Source organism: Streptomyces sp. NPDC050548, from assembly GCF_044457385.1.
Classification (GTDB): domain Bacteria; phylum Actinomycetota; class Actinomycetes; order Streptomycetales; family Streptomycetaceae; genus Streptomyces.
Genome location: NZ_JBITGV010000005.1, coordinates 368,568 through 385,996, shown reverse-complemented (window position 1 = coordinate 385,996; position 17,429 = coordinate 368,568). Strand labels below are relative to the sequence as shown.

Genomic DNA, 17,429 nt, shown 5'->3' with positions numbered 1-17,429 from the left:
TGAACCTTGGGAGATGGCCCCATGACCCAGCAGTCCCTGGAACCCAGGACCGCCGCCGAAGACGCGGGTGAAGGAACCCGCGTCCCGGCCGGCCGGTCCTGGCTCGACCGTTACTTCCACATATCCCGGCGGGGATCGACCGTCGCGCGCGAGGTGCGCGGCGGAGTCACCACCTTCATGGCGATGGCGTACATCCTGCTGCTCAACCCCCTGATCCTGTCCGGCAAGGACGTCGCGGGGGACACGCTCGGCCAGAAGGGCCTGATCACCGCGACCGCGTTCGCGGCGGCCCTCACCACGCTCCTGATGGGCTTCGTCGGCAAGGTGCCGCTGGCCCTCGCCGCCGGGCTCTCCGTCTCCGGAGTGCTCTCCTCGCAGGTCGCCCCGCAGATGACCTGGCCGCAGGCGATGGGCATGTGCGTGGTCTACGGCGTGGTCATCATGCTGCTCGTCGTCACCGGACTGCGTGAGCTGATCATGAACGCGATCCCGCTCGCCCTGAAACACGGCATCACGATGGGCATCGGCCTGTTCATCGCCCTCATCGGCTTCTACAAGTCGGGCTTCGTGCACCAGGGCAAGGCGACGCCCGTCACCCTCGGCCCGGCGGGTGAACTCGCGGGCTGGCCCGTCCTGTTGTTCGCCGGCACCCTGCTCCTCATCTTCATGCTCCAGGCCCGCAACCTGCCCGGCGCCATCCTCATCGGCATCATCACCGGCACGGTCGTCGCCGCGATCCTGAACGCCGCCGGAGTCATCGACCCCAAGCAGTGGGCGAGCGGCGCCGCCCCCGAACTCCACGGCAGCGCGGTCTCGACGCCCGACTTCTCGCTCTTCGGCCATGTGGAGTTCGGCGGTTGGGGCAAGGTCGGCGCCATGACGGTCGGCATGATCGTGTTCACGCTCGTGCTGGCCGGCTTCTTCGACGCGATGGCCACCATCATCGGCGTCGGCACGGAAGCGAAACTCGCCGACGACAAGGGCCGGATGCCCGGCCTGTCCAAGGCGCTGTTCATCGACGGCGCCGGCGGCGCGATCGGCGGTGTCGCGGGCGGCTCCGGCCAGACGGTCTTCATCGAATCGGCGACGGGAGTCGGGGAAGGCGCGCGAACGGGCCTCGCCTCGGTCGTCACCGGACTCTTCTTCGCCGCCTGCCTGTTCTTCACCCCGCTCACCGCGATCGTCCCCCAGGAGGTCGCGTCCGCCGCCCTGGTCGTCATCGGCTCGATGATGCTGATGAACGCCCGGCACGTGGACTGGGCCGACCGGGCCACCGCGATTCCCGTGTTCCTGACGGTGGTTGTGATGCCGTTCACATACAGCATCACGGCGGGCGTCTCCGCCGGAGTCATCTCGTACGTCGCCATCAAGACCGCCCAGGGCAAGGCACGCGAGATCGGCGCCTTCATGTGGGGCCTGACGGTCATCTTCCTGGTGTACTTCGCCCTCCACCCGATCGAGGGCTGGCTCGGCGTCCACTAGCCGACGCCGCAACTCCCCTTCCCCGCAACCCCGTTAGGAGACCGAGATGCTGGACATCGCCGAAGAGCTGCACCGGTGGGTCGAGCAGGGCCGCGACTTCGCCGTCGCCACCGTGGTGGCCGTCGGCGGCAGCGCACCCCGCCAGCCGGGCGCCGCCCTCGCGGTGGACGCAGACGGTACGGCGATCGGCTCGGTCTCCGGGGGCTGCGTGGAAGGCGCGGTCTACGACCTGTGCCAACAGGCGCTCACCGACGGCGAAACAGTCCTGGAGCGCTTCGGCTACAGCGACGAGGACGCCTTCGCCGTGGGCCTCACCTGCGGCGGAGTCATCGACATCCTCGTGACACCGGTACGGGCCGGCGACCCCGCCCGCCCGGTGATCACCGCCGCCCTCTCGACCGCGACGAGCGGTGGGGCGGCGGCACTGGCCCGGATCGTCCAGGGCCCGACTCACCTGCGGGGCCGCGCACTTGTCGTCCACCCCGACGGCTCCTACGACGGCGGCTTCGGCGCCCACCCCGAACTGGACCGTACGGTCGCCGCCGAGGCCATCGCCCAGCTGGACGCCGGCCGCACCGGCACCGTCGAGATCGGCGAGCAGGGTTCCCGCTGCGGGGCCCCGCTCACCGTCCTGGTCGAGTCCTCGGTGCCGCCGCCCCGGATGATCGTGTTCGGCGCGATCGACTTCGCCTCCGCGCTGGTCCGCATCGGCAAGTTCCTCGGCTACCGCGTGACGGTGTGCGACGCCCGCCCCGTCTTCGCGACCAGGGCCCGCTTCCCGGAGGCGGACGAGATCGTCGTCGAGTGGCCCCACAAGTACCTGGGGCGCACGGACGTCGACGCCCGTACCGTCCTGTGCGTCCTCACCCACGACGCCAAGTTCGACGTACCGCTGCTCCAACTCGCCCTGCGCCTCCCGGTGGCGTACGTCGGCGCGATGGGCTCCCGCCGCACCCACCTCGACCGCAACGAGCGGCTGCGCGAAGTCGGCGTCACGGAACTGGAGTTGGCGCGACTGAGGTCCCCGATCGGCCTCGACCTCGGCGCCCGGACCCCGGAGGAGACGGCCCTGTCGATCGCCTCCGAGATCGTCGCCAACCGGCGCGGCGGCAGCGGGATTTCACTCACCGGCGCGCACACCCCGATCCACCACGACGCGACCTCGCTGCCCGCCCGGCGGATCGGCTCGGTGGCCTGAACTCCCGCTGCCAGCACGGCAGAACGGGCCGGTCCGTGCGTACGGAGAACGCCGTGTCGCCCGCCACCGCCACCAGGGCGTCCTTGACGAGCAGGGCGTACGGGACGGTGTCGAACCGGTTGGCGAAGCAGAGGGTGTGGGACTTCGGCGAGAGCACAGGCGCCGGAAGGTTCTCGATCTCCGTCGCCCGCTGCCACAGCTGCTTGCCGTCGCTCGCGCGCACGGCGGTGACCGCGACCTGCCGCCCCGAGGCCGACCGCCCCAGATACCCGACCCCCATCCCGCCGCTGCCGAGCCGGTCTCCCCGCACACAGCCGCCAATGGACTCCGCATCCCCGCGGTGCAGCGCCTTCGGCCGGTCACCTTTCCCGATTCCCGCGCCCGCAAGGGCCGTTCAGCACCATCACACCAAAGCGTGCGCACCTGTCGGCGGACACCGCCGCCGGGGGAGCGGGAAATGGGTTGCGGGCCCGGGGCGGTCCCACCTTCCATGGGCACATGGTGTCCACCGACCGACTGCTCGCCTTCGCGGCCCTGTCCTTCCTGCTGATCATCGTGCCCGGCCCCAGCGTGCTGTTCGTGATCGGCCGGGCGCTGGCCCACGGCCGCCGCGCCGCGCTGACCACCGTGCTGGGCAACACGTTCGGCGCCTACCTCCTCGTCGTGGCGGTCGCCCTCGGCATCGGCTCGCTGGTGGAACGCTCGGTGCTCGTCTTCACCGCGCTCAAGCTCGCCGGCGCCGCCTACCTGATGTACCTCGGAGTGAAGGCCTGGCGCCGACGCGGTTCGCTGCGGGCCGCGTTCACCGGCGAGGAGGCGCCCCCGCACAGCGGCCTGCGCACCCTCTGGGAGGGCTTCGCCGTCGGGGTCGCCAACCCCAAGACGATCGTGTTCTTCGCCGCCGTACTGCCCCAGTTCGTGGACCGCGAACACGGCCATGTGACGGCCCAGATGCTGCTGCTCGGCCTGGTCTTCAACCTCATCGCCGTGGCCTCGGACAGCGTGTGGGGGCTGGTCGCCGCGACCGCGCGGGACTGGTTCGCACGGTCACCGGGGCGGCTGTCCGCGGTGGGCGGGGTGGGCGGGCTGACGATGATCGGGCTGGGCGTGACGGTGGCGGTCACCGGCCGCAAGGACTGAGTCCCGGACGAGGGCGTCGCCCTGACGGACGTAGGGGCGGCTTCGGGCGGCCGGGCCGCCGTGCATCCGGACCCAGCCGACCGTGGTGGTGCGGTCCCAGGGCACCATACGGACCAGACGGGTGGCCCAGTCGGGCCAACGCGACGGGGGATACGGCACGAACACGACGGCCGTGCACCGCGCCCGGGCGAGCAGCGAGAAGAAGCGCTCCCACGCGGCGCGACCGCCCCGGGAGGGGTGCGGGGGGCCGCCGATGCCGAGGTCGCTGAGGATGAGCACCCGGGTCCCGGGCGGCGGAGGAGCGTACTCGCACCAGGTCCAACGGGCCTCCAGCCCCGTACCACGGAGGGGGGAGTCCTCGAAATGGAGCACCTCCGTGGCCTCCCGGCCGACGGTGCCGGCGATGAGGGCGGCGAGTTCGTCCTGGTCGCGCTGGAAGAGCTGCATGTTCGGCCCGCGGTCCACCAGCACCTGCGCCCCGAAGCGGAGCGTCGCCGCGGGCAGCCGGGGCAGGGTGCGCAGGGGCAGCCCCCTGGCGAGCCGGGCCACGGCCCGCTCGATGTCCACGTCCCGGTCGGCCTCGTGGCGCGACACCGCGGCCTGGATGATCGCGCGCGCCGAGCGGGGCGCCAGGAGGGGGCGGTACGGCGCCGGATGCGTGACGCGTGACGCGGGCGGCAGCGACGGGGTGGCCCACACGGTCGGTGTCCGCGGCTCGCGGGCGACGGGCGTGAGAAGTTGCGGGCCCTCGCCGGACGAAGCGAGGTCGGTGACCGGGGACGTACGACGGTGGAGCGGGCGGTCCGAGGCGCCCGTCTCACCGTCGGACGGCGGGTCCGCATAAGGGAGTTGGGGCTGCTCGTCCTCGGCCTCGCCGTCCTGCGGGGTGGTCCGGCCCGTTTCTCCCACGGGGGTCAACCCGAGCAGATCGGCGACGGCGCGCAGGGTCTCCGGATCCGAGGCACCGACGGCGGCGACCGCCCGGGCGAGGTCCCCGAGCCAGATGCCGGGCGACCGCGAGGACGCCACTTCAGGCCTCCGGCTGCTGGGACTTGAGCAGAGTGAGTTCCTTGAGCTGCTCCCAGCGCGGGTCCCCGGTGTCGATCGCGAGTTGTTTGCAGGCGTGGAGAGCGTCGAGGAACTCGGCGGTGTTGGGCGGACGCATGCCCTTGTCCCGGGCCTGGGCGCGCGTGGTCAGCAGGGCCCCGGCGAGTTCCTCGGTGAGGGACCGGTCATCCGGTGTGAACTCCCCGTAGGCCACGCGGAAATGAGCCTCGGCGATCCGCATCAGACGCGGCCCGTCCGGTGCCTCCAGGGCAAGGACCACACAACGGCGGAGGAAGGCCTGGGGGAGTTCCCGCTCCTCGTTGGTGGTGATGATCACGAGATGCCCGCCTCCGGGGGCGGTCGGCTCCCGGCGGATCACCTGTCCGGTCTCCTGCACCAGGAACCATTCCGAACCCAGCGGAACCAGAAGGCTGTTGGGCATGTCCGGGTCCGCCTTGTCGATCTCGTCGATCAGGACGACGGAACCGTCCGGCGAGCGAAGCACGTTGAGCTCCCAGAAGGGGTCGACGCGCCCGCGCCCGTTACCGTCGCCGGCCGCCGACCGGGGGTCGAACGCCCACCACAGCGAGCCTGGCGTCACATAGTCCTCGTCCCGGAGCTCGACGGTCGGCCCCGTCTCGTGCGCGTCGCGTCCCGCTCCGGCCGCGCGTACCTGCGCGTCGCTGAGCCGCCGCACCTGGTCGTACGTCCACAGCAGGTCCTTGCCGGCCGTACGCGAAGTGACCACGTGCTCGTAGTAACGCCAGCCGCGGTCCTGGGCGATGTAGGGCGCCAGGGACGATTTGCCGGAACCGGGTTCCCCGCGCAGCAGCAGGGGGCGTCCCGTGGCCAACGCGACCTTCACGGCGAGATCGATCCGGTCGGACATGATGTAGACGGAGTCGGCCCGTAGATCGGGCGCGCGCCGGCTGCGCGGTTCGGGGGTCGGGTCTTCACCGCTCATGCGCTGGCCTCCAGGCCTTTCAGACGATCGGGCAGGCCCCGCAGCTCGTGGGTGAGCTGGTAGCCCAGACTTTCCTCGTCCTCGGTGAGGTCGGGCAGGACCACGAGGTCCTTGAACCGCGGTGCGAGCCTGGCCCGGCTCGGATCGCACTCGTCGGACAGCAGCACGATCAGCAGCCACGGGAACAGCTGGTGCAGCCGGGTCACGAGTTCCTCGACCAACCCCGGCCGTACTCTGTGGACGTCGAGGATCAGACAGTGCAGGAAGTTCTCGCGCGGCCGGAAGTTGCGGTGGTCCTGCCAGGGCGGGGCGACCAGGACCCGGCGCACGGCCTCCACACACTGAGCGGCCAGGTCGTCCAGGGCGTCCTCTCCCATCGGGATGCCGCCGGCGGTGTGGAAGCGGTAGTACATGATCTGTCGGCACATGGCGCGATCCACGTACTGCCCGGCGGTGTCGGCTCCGCGCGCGTTCAGCGCCACGAGACGTTTGACGGCCAGCCCGTCGGGAGGCAGCAGCCGCCGGGCCGCCTCACCGTCGATCCAGGCCGGCGTGAGGAGTGTGATGAGCGAGGCGAGATCGTCACGGCTCAGCCGCCGCTTCCGCGCGATCTCGTGTACGGCCTCTCGGAGCCTCGTGACGGAAGCCGTGGCCAGCAGATGATGGGCGAGGAACTGCCCCGCGCCGACGTGCGCGTCCAACAGGTGCAGATCCTGCTCCTCGATACCCAGCGCCCGCCCCGTGGCCCGCAGCGTGTCAGGGGCGTCGGACGTGTCCAGCAGCGCCGCGACATCCTCGATCCAGTTGCGCATGTGATCGGTTTCGAGTCCTACGGCGGGCAGGTCGGCGAACTCGGCGAGCACGGCCACGCTGAGCCTGCGGGCGTACTCCGCGTCGTTCTCGCCGTCCTCACGCGGCAGGCGGACGAACTCCAGCGGGAGGATGTCACCGAAGCCGGCCTTCTTCAGCTGATCCGTCGTCACATTCCCGATCAGGACGGGAAGAACGCGCAGGGACGGCCACAGGGCGCGCCGCCACATCAGGATGTTGACCTCACGGCGCACCCAGTCCGATTCGAGCGCCGCTTCGTTCAACAGGACCACAGCCGCATGGCAGTCGGCCATCCACCGCATCAACTGCAGACACCACTCCCGGCCTTTGCGCAGGGCCTGGGTGTCCACCTTGACGCGGTAGTTCATGGCGCTGAGGCCGCCGACGATCCGCCCGCGGACCGCCCCGGCCAGCCGATCGCCCTTCGAGCTGTGACTGATGAACACGTCGATCATGTCCTGCGCGCCTTACGCCGTCGTCCACTTCACCATCCAGGCGTCGTTCTGCACCGAGATGATGTCCTCGCATGCGGCGACGAACGCGTCCTCGTCGGCCTCGGTGGGCGCCGACAGATCGGTACGGCTCATCAGCAGCACCCTCAACTCGTTTGCCGTACGCGTGTATTCGAGTTCCTGGTAGCCGTACTTCGAGGCCGCCCCATGAGCGGTCACGGCGGTGGCCATGGTCGCGCAGACCGCGACCCACACCCCGGCTCCGTCGATCGCGAAGGCGCCCGCCGTCGCACCGAGGGTCGCGCCGCACACGCTGAAGAACACTTCGAGCCGGCGGACGACGGCGACGCGCTCGCGCATGCGCAGAGCCTGCGGGACGTAGTACTCGTCCATCTGCTCGCGCGGGCGCAGAGTGGCGTAACTGGCGACATCCCGTACCTCGGGGAGCGGACGGTCCACGGCGATCGTGCCGTTGGTGTGCTGGACCAGGTCCTCCGCGTCGCGTTCGAGCCGGGTGAGACGGTCCTGGAGCACGACGTCACGGTCGGGGCCGCGGAAGGGGCTGACACCGGCCAGATAGCGGTAGGTGTCCGACTTCAGCGCCTCCGAGATGGCCCGTAACCGGACCCACTCCGCGGCCGGCCCCGCACCGGAGCGCACCGCGACCAGCGGAGTCGCCGCACCGGCCAGCGCGGCGACGAAGGCGAGTCCACGGCCGAGCGGGGCGGAGACGTCCATCGTCTGGGCGGAGGCGGTACCGGAGATCGCCGTGACGATGGAGAGGCCCAGAGCGAGGAGCCGCGCGCGCGAGACGGACTTCTTCTGCCGCGTGGCGGCCTGCGACCAGACGCGCTGCCGCTGCCACGTCATGGATATCAGCGTGTTCCCCCCGAGAATCCCCACGGGGGGATTCTGACGGACGGGCGTGGCCGCAGGCAAAGACTCGGACATACTCGGGTGGGTGGAGCGGAATTCGGGGGACCTGAACCTGGTGGCACTGGAGGACGTGCTGCCGTACCTGGAGACGGTGTCCGTCGACCCCTCGGCCGAGAACGAGGCCGTGGCACGCAGGTGTGCCGCGCGGGTGGTGCGGCGTGCCGCTGAGAACGACGAACTGGGCACGCCGGTAGAAGAGTTGAACCTCCTGATCGACAGGTTGGGCGATGCTCTCGTTGCGATCGCGCGGAGGCCGGGGCCCGTTCGGAGGTGGACCGAGAGTCCTTCCGAACTCGCCGACCTGATTTGGGCGCGAGTGCCGGACCGCCGACTGGTTCCGTCGGAGGAGACGGACGGCCGACGGCTCCTCGTGGAGCTCTGCTCGACTGTGTTGCTGTTCGCTGGGCGGGCCGATGGTGGGTTCGAGGCGGGGTACAGGGCGTATGTCGCCACGAGATACGCGAAGTTGACCGTCCATGGGTTCGGTCCGGAGGAGAGATCCTACGAACTGCCGTTGGAAATCGCCTATGTAGAACCAGTCGTGCAGCTGCTCCTGAGTCGGCAACGAGTCGTGCTGCGAGGCGAGGCGGGCTCGGGCAAGACGACGGCACTTCAGTGGCTTGCGATGCAGGTTGCCCAAGGCCTCCTGTACCCGCAGGAAGAACGAGACATGTTGGTTCCGTTCTTCTTCCCCCTGCGTACGCTGTTCGGACGTGGTGCGATGCCTGTGCCCGGCGAGTTCCTCTCGGCGATCGAATGCCCTCTCGCGGAACGGCAGCCCCGCGGCTGGGTCGCACGCGTCCTCGCTGAGGGGAGGGCGGTTGTTCTGCTGGACGGACTGGACGAGGTGCCTGCCGAAGAGCGGCGACGTGTCTTCGACTGGCTCGTCGAGATGCTCCGCGACTACCCTGACAACCGATGGATCATGAGCTGCCGTCCCACGGCGGTTCCCGAGCGAGGCTTCCAGGGCTTCGGCGACCTGGTCCTGCCTCCTCTGACGGTGGCTGGTACGGAGAACTTCGTACGGACGTGGTACCGCGCGCGGCTCGCGACAGGTGTCGACGAGGCGGAGAATTCAGCCAACGAGGGGTCGCTCCTCGAACTGCTGCGCAGTCGGGCGGACTTGACGGAGCTAGCGAGTAATCCCCTGATGTGTGCCGTGTTGTGTTCCCTGAACATGGCAGGCATGGGCCTGCTACCCGCGGACCGCGCGTCTCTCTATTCGTGTTTCCTGGAGCTGCTGCTCCACCGGCGGGACGGAGAACGAGGCATCGTAACGCTCGCGTCGAGAGGGCTCGGGCAGGACCAACAACTCCTCTTGCTGGGGCGTTTGGCCCACTGGATGCTTCGCAACGGCATGAGCCAGATGGCGCACGACGATGTGCTGCGGCAGATCGCCCTCGTCCTGCCGAGAATGTCGACGCGTCTTGTTCCGGAGGAGATCCTCGCTCACCTCCTTGAGCGCACGGGCCTCCTCCGAAGCGACGCCTACGGGGCCGTCGAGTTCATTCACCGCTCCTTTCAGGACTTCCTCGCGGCGCGCGCCCTGGTCATCGAGGCCGACTTCCCCCTGCTGATGCGGCATGCGAACGACGACCAGTGGCGGGACGTCCTCCTGAACGCCGCGGGACTCGCCAGACCGCGTGAGCGCGGCCAACTGCTCACGGACCTCCTCGAACTCGGCGACGCCGAGCGCGAGCGTTCCGCCGCGCTGCGTCTCTACCTGCTCGTCGCGATGTGCCTAACCGAGGCAGGTGAGGTCGAACCGTCCGTCCGGCAAGCGGTCATGGACCGCATCGCCGGCTGCCTGCCACCCCGCAGTGCCGACGAGGCGACCGCCTTCGCGGCCCTCGGCCCCACCGTTCTGGCCCTCCTGCCCGAGCCCGCGGCGCTGAGCCGTGCCGAGAACCGGGCCTTCCTCGACATCCTCGTCCGGATCCCCGGGCCCGAAGCCGCAGCCGCCGCCCGGCGTCACTCGCTCCCACTACCCCCGGTGTGGCCCGCAGCGCTCCGTAGACTCCCCGAACCACCCCCAGGCGCCCGCGAGTTGGCCGTCGCCCTCAGCGTCGCGACCCGCATCGAACCGGAATTGATCCGGGCCGTACGCCTGCACGTGTTCCCCCTCCTGGACGTGGGCGACGAGGCGGACCTCTGGTTCAGCGCCTGGACGGCCGCACGGACGGCGCATGCCATGGCGCTGCGTCCCGAGCTGCTGCCCGTGCTGAGAGCCGAACTCGCGGAACGACTCGCGAGCGCCGCGCCCGACGACCCGTTCCATCGCCTCGGCGCGATCGTGACGGAGGTCCACGAGCACATCTCGCCCGCGCTCCGTGTGGAGGAACGTCTCAACTGGCTCGACGTGACAGGTGTGTTGGGCTCCAGTGACGGCGAGGCGATCGTCGGCGACCTGCTGTCGCCCGCCCTGCGTGCCCTGGTGGAGGAGCGGCGCGAGGGGGTCGCCGACTGGCTGTCCGGCGCCTGGGCCCGGCTGCCCGAAGCCGCGCGGGAGAGCGTCCGTGCCTGGCAACTGGTGACGGCCGCCGCACAGCAGGTCCCCGACGCCGGCCTGGAACAGGCGCCCGCGCCGACCGACCTGACCGCCGTCGACGTCTCGGTCATCGTCGAGTCGGTCGGGGAAGCGGTACTGACCGTGGCCAGGAACCGGGACACCCTGACCCTGGGCGCCGGCACCGGAACCGTGCAGCACACCGGGATCCTCGTGCCGGACACGGATCCCCGCGTGGTCGAGGTACTGGTCGACGAGGGCGGTACGGAGCCCGTGTTCCGTACGGTGACGGTGTCGCCGGGCGAGGCTCGCACCGTGCGTGTCGGGGACGGGCCGGTACGGCTGCGCACTCCGCGCGGTGATGTGTACGAGCTGGCTGCCGCTCCCGAGCCCCCGGTGCCCGTCCCGGACGGCGGCACGACGGGCGACGTTCTCCGACAGGAGGAGACCCGATCCGGCTGGTGCTTCCGGGTGTCGGCGGGGATGCTTGCCGCACCCGAGGTACTCGCCCGGATCGAACGGGAGGTACGCCACGCGCGGGCTGTCTCGCCTGAAGGCCCGTTGCCGCGAGGGGAGTTGGGGCAGTGGCGGGACGGACTGGGCGTGCTGGCGCGGACGCTTGTCGACGCCGGGCTCGGGGATGTCGAGGTGCTCATCGGCCAGTGCGCGGGACCGGGCGACGATCCGACGGACGTGACGCTCGCGGGCGAGCACCCGTCGACGGGGCAGCTCTCGTACGTCGTCGTCGAACTATGGGGCTGGCGGTCCCTGCTGCTGGACCGCGGAGACTCACGGTTGTGCAGGCAAAGCCGTAGCCGTTTGGAGGTCAACCCGCAGGAGCGGGCGCGGAGTCGATGGGCACAGCTCGTCGCCACGCACGATGCCCTGAGCCGCAATCCCCACAAGTTGGCCTCGGTGGTCCTCCTGCCCCAGGCGCGTGACAGGTACGTCGAGCGGATGCCACAGCCGTTGGACGGACTCGGCGTGCCGTTGTTCGTGGGGGACCAGCTCGACGACTTCAAGGAATTTCTCCAGTCCCGCCTCGCACCGATACCTGGAGCGCCGGCGGCGGACCGCTTGCTCTCCGGGCGTCTGCTGCCCCGGCAGACCGTGCTGAAAGCCGCCCTAGGCTTCGACAGAGAGCCGCCCTTCTCCGCACTCGGCGGTCAGTCGGCCGTCCTCGGCCATGCGATGTCGGCGCTGCGACGTGCGGAACGGCAGGTCGTCGTGGTGACAGGACCGGCGGGCACGGGCAAGACGGCCCTCGCCCTGATGCTGCTTGCTGAAGCCCGGCGGACGCACCCCGACGCGACGTACGCCTCCGGACTGCGCGCCTTCGCGAGCCGACTGCGGACGGCCCTGGGCGGTGGCCGGGCGGACAACGTCGACTGGGTCCGGTTTCCCTTTCATGTCATGCCACCGGACAGCGACGGCTCCGGGGCGACCGCCAGGCTTCCGCTGCTCGTCTGCGACGACGCGCAGTATGCCCGCGCCCGGTCGAACGGCCGCTACATTCCCCCGGCCGAGAGATCGGACCAGCCGGAGACCGAGCGCATGATGGACTCGGCGGACGTCTCCGTTTTCCTTGTCGACGAGACTTCGACCTGGGACCGCAACCACATCGGATCCGCCGAGCGGATTCTGCAGTCCGCGAGGGACAAGGGACTGCCGACCGTGCACGTGGAACTGCGCGGGCCGCTCCGTTTCCGTGGCAGCGCCGCATACCCCCGGTGGGTGGCGGGTCTGCTGGGCGGGGCCGACGAGGGCACCGTTTCCTGGCAACCGGACGGTCGCTACGACGTGTTGGCCGCCGACAGCCCGCAGGAGATGGAGGAGTTTCTGAGGGCGCGGCTGGATGACGGCGACTCGGTGCGGATGACGGCGGGTCTGTGCTGGCCGTGGACGGTCCCTGCCGACGAGGAGGCGTCGGACCAGACCCGAGGCGAGGTCACTGTGGGCGACTGGCGTCGGCCCTGGCAGTCACCGACCCCACCGGGCCGCTGGGCCGTGGACGCCTCCGGATTCGAGCAGATGGGCAACATCCATGGCGCGGCGGGCTTCGAGTTCGACTGGTGCGGTGTCCTTCTGGGACCCGACTTCGTGTTTCGCGACGGCCGCTGGATCACCGTACGGTCGGGCAACCAGTCCACACTGCTCAGGACCAAAGCGCTCCCGGACGCGGAAGCCGACCGCCTGATCAGAAACGCCTACCGCATCCTCCTCACGCGCGCCGCGCGAGGCGTCGTCCTCTGCTCGGCCGACCCGGAGACCCGGCAGGCGCTGCGGTCCCTCGCACCCGGGACGGCCTCCGGCCTCTCCCGTCCCGCCGGCCGGTGACGCGTCACGCCCGTCGCAACAGCCCGTTGACCGCCCGCCCGAACATCGACCGCGCCGCCCACCGCAGCGGCCCGTCGAAGAGCCGGGGCAGGAACCGCACCCGCAGCTCCTCCTGCCAGACCACGCGGCTGCGGCCCCCCGGCCCCGGCCGCACCTCGATCTCCGCCCAGCCGAGCACCACCCGCCCGCGCTTCTCCAGCCGTACGAGACCCGGCTCGTCGTCCGTGGGCGGTCGCCACACGGTGACCTCCATGCGGTCGTCGAAGGCGAGCGGGCCGAGGCCGGAGCGGGCCACGAACACGGTGCCCTCACCGGTCGGCGGCGGGGTGAGCACGGTGACCCGGGTCAGCGGGACCACATCGCCGTGGCGCGGCCACTCCGTCAACCGGCGCCACGCCTCCTCCAGGGGGAGCGGTGCCGTGCGTTCGAGACGGAAGTTGACCATGCAGGGATCGTAGAGAACGCATCGCGGTCGGCGGTACTTTCGTCGGGGGGCTCACACCCTTGGCCCAGCCGTTCATGGGCACGCAGACGTACACCACTGGGGGAGTCGGTCGTCATGCCGCTGAAGGCCTATGGCGTACTCATCACGCGCGCGGTTGACACCCGGCGTGAGGGTGCCGCCGGTACACCGCACTATCAGATCCACCTCACGGACGACGCGGGCACGCACTACCGCGCCGCCGTCAACGTCCTGTCCGCCGAGCAGCCGTCCGAGCTGCTCTACCTCGTCAGCGAGGACTTCCAACACCCGGTCACCGCCCGCCTGGAGGGCCTGCCGAGCGGTTGGAACACCCTGCTGCCCGGGCCCGGCGGCCCCAACCTCGACTTCGTGCGCGGCAATCTCTTCGACCCGGCCCAGCTGCGCACACTCCCGCCGGACGCGAGCGGTCCCGACAACGACCTCGCCGACCTCCTCGACCACTACGTACGACGCGCGGTCGACGACCCCGACGCCCGGCTGTACGTCTTCGGCGAGCGCTTCGGCCCCGAACCGACCGTCAAGGACAAGGTGTTCGGCTTCCTGCCGGGCAACGGCGTCCACGACATCCACATGAACCAGGGCAACAGCCGCCGCTTCAGCGGTGACGACGGCGTCTGGCAGGACGGCGGCATCCTGATCCACTTCCCGGCGCAGTCGCGCTGGGTGGGCATCTTCCTCGCCTTCCAGAGCCAGTCCTGGCACACCGACGACACCACCGGCCACACCCTGGAGGGCACCGACGGCAACCGCAACGAGCCCGGCGGGCAGCCCGTCCGGATCGTGGCGGCCCTGGTCAACCCCCGTGGCCCGGCACCGGAGTCGGAGAGCGTCACGCTCCTCAACGCCTCGCCCGATCCCGTCGACCTGACCGGCTGGCACGTCCGGGACCGGCTGGGCAACTCCTGCGCGGTACCGGCCTCCGGCCCGCTCGCGGCCGGCGCCCCGCTCCTCGTCCCGCTCACGGACGGCGTCCAACTCGGCAACAAGGGCGGCGAGATCACCCTCCTCGACGCGGGCGGCCTGAAGGTGCACGGCGTTTCGTACACGGCGGAGCAGGCCGCGAGGGAGGGCTGGGCCGTGGTGTTCTGACGCTGCCCGGACGCTCCCTTCCGCACCGCGTGCGCGTACGGCACCATGAGCCCGACCCGCACCGCACCACCGGCCGGAGGGTGTCCCGTGGACCGCGAACTGCACGGCAGGTTGGACGAGTTGCAGCGCGACCCGTACCCGCTCTACACCCGGGCCCGGGGGACCGAGGGCCTCACCCACGTCGCCGAACTCGACGCGTGGCTCGTCGCCCGGGACGCCGACGTCCGCGAAGTCCTGCGCCGCCCCGAGGAGTTCTCCTCGGCGGTCGCGCTACGGCCCGACGTGCTGCCGTCGCCCGCCGCGCTCGCTGTCCTCGGCGGCGGCTTCGGCGGGCGGCCGGTCGTCGTCACCGCGGACGGTTCGGAGCACCAGCGACTGCGCGCGCCCATCGTCCGCGGCCTCTCCCCGGCCCGCGTCACGGCCGTCCTGCCCTACGCCGCCGAGCGCGCCGCCGCCCTCGTCGACGCCTTCGCCGGGAACGGGCAGGTCGACCTGATGTCGGCGTACGCCCGCAGGCTCCCCGGCGAGGTGATCGGCCGGATCGTCGGCCTCGACCCCGCCGACGTGCCCGGAGTCGTCCACGGCGGCCACCGCGCCGAGGAGTTGCTGTTCCGTCCCCTGGAGGAGGCCGAGCAGGTCGCCGCGGCCCAGGACGTCGTCGCGATGCAGCACACCCTCGACCGGTACGCACGGGAGCGCTACGACCAGCCCCGCGAGGACCTCTGCTCGGAACTGGTCGCCTCCGTCGTCGAGGGCCCCCTCACCCTGGACCATCGGCACCAACTCGTCGCCGATCTCCAGAACTTGCTGATCGCCGGACACCTCACCACCACCGCGCTGATCGGTACGACCGTCCTGCATCTGCTGCGCCACCCGCGCCAGTGGGAGCTGCTGTGCGCCGAGCCCGAGCGCATCCCCGCGGCGATCGAGGAGGCGGCCCGCTACGACACCGCGCTGCAGGGCTTCCGCAGGATCACCACCCGGCCGGTCGTCCTCGCCGGTACCGAACTTCCCGCCGGGGCAACGCTGTTCATCGCCTTCGGCGCGGCCAACCGGGACGAGCGGCGCCATCCGCGCGCCGACACCTTCGACATCACCCGCTCCCCGGTCGCCCGCCACCTCGCCTTCGGCCTCGGCGTGCACGGCTGCCCGGGCTCCCAACTCGCCCGGGAGCAACTCCGGCTCACGCTGGAGGAGTTGACCCGTCGGCTGCCCGGACTGCGGCTCGCGGCAGACCGTCCGGTCACCATGCGGCCCACGATGATCCACCGTTCCCCGTACGCCCTGCACCTGACCTGGTGAGAAGAGCGGGCCCCCGGGTGACTCAGGGCCGGTAGACCTTCCCCGGCTCCGCCTTCCCGGGCGCCAGCAGCTGTGGCACGGTCACGAACACGTACCCGCGTGCCTTCAGCGCGTCGATGATGCCGGGGACGGCGGGCACGGTGCCCTGGTAGAGGTCGTGCAGCAGGATGATCCCGTCCCGGGTGGCCTGGGCGAGGACGCGCTTGGTGATGAGGGCGGAGTCGGTGGTCGCGTAGTCCTTGGCGGTCACGCTCCACAGGACCTCCGAGAGGCCCAGCTCACGGCAGATCTTGTGCACGGTGTCGTCGGTGCGGCCCTGCGGCGGACGCATCAGCGTCGGCTTCTTCCCGGTGATCCGCTCTATCGCGTCGTCCGTGCGTTCCAGTTCGCCGCGTATCTGCGCGGGCGTGATCCGGGTCAGGATCTTGTGGTCCCAGGTGTGGCTGGCCACCTCGTGCCCCTCGGCGGCCATGCGCTTCACCAGCTCCGGGTACTTCTCGATGTGCCGCTTGCCGAGCAGGAAGAAGGTCGCCGGGACCTTCTTCTCCTTCAGGATGTCGAGGAGCCGCGCCGAGTGCTCGCTCGGTCCGGCGTCGAAGGTCAGCGCGATGCACTTCGCCTCGCGGCAGTCGACTGTCCCGAACCGGGCCTGCGCGGTGGCCGACACGGCGTGTGTCCGGGCGGCGGCGGGCGAGGTCGTGTCGAGCTTGGTGCACCCGCTCGACGCGAGGCCCAGCGAGACGATCGCCACGAACATGCCGACGGCACGCAACCCGGACCGCGTTCTTTTCCTCTTCTTGCTCGAAGACCTCAGAGATGGCATGTCCAGACTATACACAGCGACTATATACGGTGTGTATAGCTGATCGGTGTGGCCGGAAAAGGGACCTCCGTGCCCGCGTCAGCGGCCCTCGGCCCCCAACTCCCGCCCGAGCCGCAGATTCCATCGCCCGGACTGTCCGCTGAGGTCGGTCGCGGTCAGCGGGGGCACGTCGAGTCGCCAGAAGGCGGGCCCGGGCACGTCGAGGACCGTGACCGCCAGGGCCCGTACGAGTTCCTGTTCCACGACCGCGAGGGTCCTGCCCTCGAAGGCCGCCGCGGCCTCCAGCCACCCGGCCGCCCGCTCGCACAGTGCCCGTACCGACTCCCCGCCGTGGGGCGCCGCGTCCGGGTCCGACAGCCAGGACAGCACCGCGTCCGGCTCCCGTGCCATCACCTCGTCGAGGGTCAGACCCCGCCAGCGGCCCATGTCGAGCCCCGCCAACTCCGGCTCGGGCACGGCCGCGAGACCGAGCGCGGACGTCGTCTCCCGGCAGCGCACGGTGGGGGAGACCAGCACCCGCTCGGCCGCCCCGAGCGAACCGGCGGCGGACTCGGCGCGGGCCCTGCCGCTCGGGTCGAGCGGACTGCCGTCGTCGAACCGGGCCTCCCGCAGGGACCGGTTCAACGCCGGTGAGATCAGGGTGATGCGGCTGGTCACTCGCTTGCTCCACTTCTCCGGACGGGGTGCACGGACATCGTCCCCCTGTACCGAGGGGGGGGGGGGGGGGGGGGGGGGGGGGGGGGGGGGCGGCGGGGCCGCGGCCCCCCGCGGGGGGGGGGGGGGTGGGGTCTGAATAGGTAGAAATAGATAAAGTGGGCCCCCCCGCGGGCGGCGGCGG

General features: G+C 70.8%; 14 protein-coding genes. 6 read left to right on the top strand and 8 right to left on the bottom strand.

The window, feature by feature from the left end; all coding sequences use genetic code 11:
• The first annotated feature begins 21 nt into the window (after positions 1-21).
• Positions 22-1,482 carry an NCS2 family permease gene (locus tag ACIBJH_RS17375; protein WP_399117697.1) on the top strand — a complete coding sequence of 487 codons (1,461 nt, stop codon included), beginning with the start codon at positions 22-24 and terminating at the stop codon, positions 1,480-1,482.
• Between the two features lie 46 nt (positions 1,483-1,528).
• Positions 1,529-2,680: an XdhC family protein gene (locus ACIBJH_RS17370; protein WP_399117696.1), complete on the top strand. Its 1,152-nt coding sequence runs from the start codon at positions 1,529-1,531 to the stop codon at positions 2,678-2,680.
• Here ACIBJH_RS17370 and ACIBJH_RS17365 read toward each other — a convergent pair.
• Complete coding sequence (locus ACIBJH_RS17365) at positions 2,607-3,053, bottom strand: hypothetical protein (RefSeq protein ID WP_399117819.1); 447 nt, start codon at positions 3,051-3,053, stop codon at positions 2,607-2,609. The two genes, ACIBJH_RS17370 and ACIBJH_RS17365, sit on opposite strands and share 74 nt — an antisense overlap.
• A gap of 125 nt (positions 3,054-3,178) precedes the next feature.
• Here ACIBJH_RS17365 and ACIBJH_RS17360 point away from each other — a divergent pair, with 125 nt between their 5' ends.
• Entirely contained in the window at positions 3,179-3,820 is a 642-nt protein-coding gene (locus ACIBJH_RS17360) for a LysE family translocator (protein ID WP_399117695.1), read from the top strand.
• On the opposite strand, the gene ACIBJH_RS17355 is transcribed toward ACIBJH_RS17360, so the two are convergent.
• Genes ACIBJH_RS17355 through ACIBJH_RS17340 form a run of 4 tightly spaced genes read right to left on the bottom strand, consistent with a single transcriptional unit; the run spans position 3,728 to position 7,984 of the window.
• Entirely contained in the window at positions 3,728-4,849 is a 1,122-nt protein-coding gene (locus tag ACIBJH_RS17355; protein WP_399117694.1) for a hypothetical protein, read from the bottom strand. The genes ACIBJH_RS17360 and ACIBJH_RS17355 overlap by 93 nt on opposite strands.
• 1 nt (position 4,850) lies before the next feature.
• Entirely contained in the window at positions 4,851-5,831 is a 981-nt protein-coding gene (locus tag ACIBJH_RS17350; protein WP_399117693.1) for an AAA family ATPase, read from the bottom strand.
• Positions 5,828-7,117: a toll/interleukin-1 receptor domain-containing protein gene (locus tag ACIBJH_RS17345; RefSeq protein WP_399117692.1), complete on the bottom strand. Its 1,290-nt coding sequence runs from the start codon at positions 7,115-7,117 to the stop codon at positions 5,828-5,830. The genes ACIBJH_RS17350 and ACIBJH_RS17345 overlap by 4 nt, the downstream gene beginning before the upstream one ends.
• A 12-nt stretch (positions 7,118-7,129) precedes the next feature.
• Positions 7,130-7,984 (bottom strand): DUF4231 domain-containing protein, encoded by an 855-nt coding sequence (locus ACIBJH_RS17340; RefSeq protein ID WP_399117691.1) that lies wholly within the window; start codon positions 7,982-7,984, stop codon positions 7,130-7,132.
• Positions 7,985-8,075: 91 nt separating this feature from the next.
• On the opposite strand from ACIBJH_RS17340, the gene ACIBJH_RS17335 reads away from it, so the two are divergent.
• Positions 8,076-12,893, top strand: coding sequence for a DNA/RNA helicase domain-containing protein (locus ACIBJH_RS17335; protein WP_399117690.1), 4,818 nt, complete (start codon positions 8,076-8,078; stop codon positions 12,891-12,893).
• A 4-nt stretch (positions 12,894-12,897) separates the two neighbouring features.
• Here ACIBJH_RS17335 and ACIBJH_RS17330 read toward each other — a convergent pair whose 3' ends face one another.
• Positions 12,898-13,338, bottom strand: coding sequence for an SRPBCC family protein (locus ACIBJH_RS17330; protein ID WP_399117689.1), 441 nt, complete (start codon positions 13,336-13,338; stop codon positions 12,898-12,900).
• A 114-nt stretch (positions 13,339-13,452) separates the two neighbouring features.
• On the opposite strand from ACIBJH_RS17330, the gene ACIBJH_RS17325 reads away from it, so the two are divergent.
• On the top strand, positions 13,453-14,466 hold the full coding sequence (locus ACIBJH_RS17325) for a DUF2278 family protein (RefSeq protein WP_399117688.1): 1,014 nt from the start codon (positions 13,453-13,455) through the stop codon (positions 14,464-14,466).
• Positions 14,467-14,553: 87 nt separating this feature from the next.
• Positions 14,554-15,768, top strand: a complete 1,215-nt coding sequence (locus tag ACIBJH_RS17320) for a cytochrome P450 (protein WP_399117687.1) — start codon at positions 14,554-14,556, stop codon at positions 15,766-15,768.
• Between the two features lie 22 nt (positions 15,769-15,790).
• Here ACIBJH_RS17320 and ACIBJH_RS17315 read toward each other — a convergent pair whose 3' ends face one another.
• Positions 15,791-16,525, bottom strand: coding sequence for a polysaccharide deacetylase family protein (locus ACIBJH_RS17315; RefSeq protein WP_399117818.1), 735 nt, complete (start codon positions 16,523-16,525; stop codon positions 15,791-15,793).
• 144 nt (positions 16,526-16,669) lie between these two features.
• Complete coding sequence (locus tag ACIBJH_RS17310; RefSeq protein WP_399117686.1) at positions 16,670-17,248, bottom strand: histidine phosphatase family protein; 579 nt, start codon at positions 17,246-17,248, stop codon at positions 16,670-16,672.
• Positions 17,249-17,429 lie beyond the last annotated feature (181 nt).